This window comes from Mesorhizobium escarrei (assembly GCF_935825525.1).
Classification (GTDB): domain Bacteria; phylum Pseudomonadota; class Alphaproteobacteria; order Rhizobiales; family Rhizobiaceae; genus Mesorhizobium; species Mesorhizobium escarrei.
The window spans coordinates 1-933 of the sequence record NZ_CAKXZT010000199.1; the positions used below are offsets into that span (position 1 = coordinate 1).

Annotated in this window: 1 protein-coding gene; it reads right to left on the bottom strand. The window is 66.8% G+C overall.

Annotated features, from left to right (window positions below; all coding sequences use genetic code 11):
• Positions 1–933 (bottom strand): ISAs1 family transposase (locus NMG80_RS36945; RefSeq protein WP_254022701.1); only part of this gene is annotated, 933 nt, incomplete at both ends.

The following is a 933-nucleotide window of genomic DNA, read 5'->3' on the forward strand; positions in this document are numbered from 1 at the left end:
GCCGTGATCCTTTCTGGTCCGGCAGTCGTCCTCGCGGAAGACCACGTCGAGCTGCCAGTGCAGGCCATTCTCGACATCCCAGTGACGGCGCACGACGGCGAGCAGGTCGTTGGCGGACATCGGTCGCGAGAGCACATAGAGACAGCACTCTTCCTGCCGTTTGCCATCGATCACACGCGTGCGCTTGACCTCGCCGATGGCCGCGAGGCCGGCAAAGCTGTGCTTGCGGCCAAGCCCCGGCGCACGCACGACACGCGCCGCCCGCCGCTCCAGGCGCCCGTGGCTCACCTCCTCGGTAACGGCCAGCGCCGCCTTGGGCGTTGGGCGGCCGGCGATGAGGCGCTCGGCATCGGCCAGAAGCAGCCCCTGATTGCCCTTCAAGGCCAGCACATAGTCGCCGCCGCGCCGCGTGATCTCCTCGGCCATGCGGGCCGAGCAATGCAGCGCATCGGCCGTAACCACAGCGCCGCGCAGGTCGATCAGGCGCAACAGTTCGATGGCCGCCCTGGCCTCGTTGCCGCCCTGTGCCGGCAAGGCCGCCAACGTCATGCGCAACTGCGCGCCCCAGGCCGACACCATCATACGCGGCGCGAACTGGCGACCCTTCTCGAAGGCGCCACGCATCGACTTGCCGTCGATGGCGATCTGCCCCGCGCCGCCGGCAGCGCTCGCGACATGGCGCATGAAGCCGGCGAAGGCCTCGGCGAACGCCGTGGGGACAAGCTTGCGAAACAGCGCCGAGAAAGTGTCGTGCGAGGGGATGCCATGCGCCAGAGTGAGCACATTTCGCAGCATTGCTTCCTTTTCCTGCCCAAAGCGCCAGATGTCGGAACAAGTCTTGGCGCCGCACAGCATCGCGGCGAAGGCAATGAACAGTATCTCGCAAAAATCGTGTCGAGCGTTCTGGTCGCGCGGATCGAGATGACCGAACAC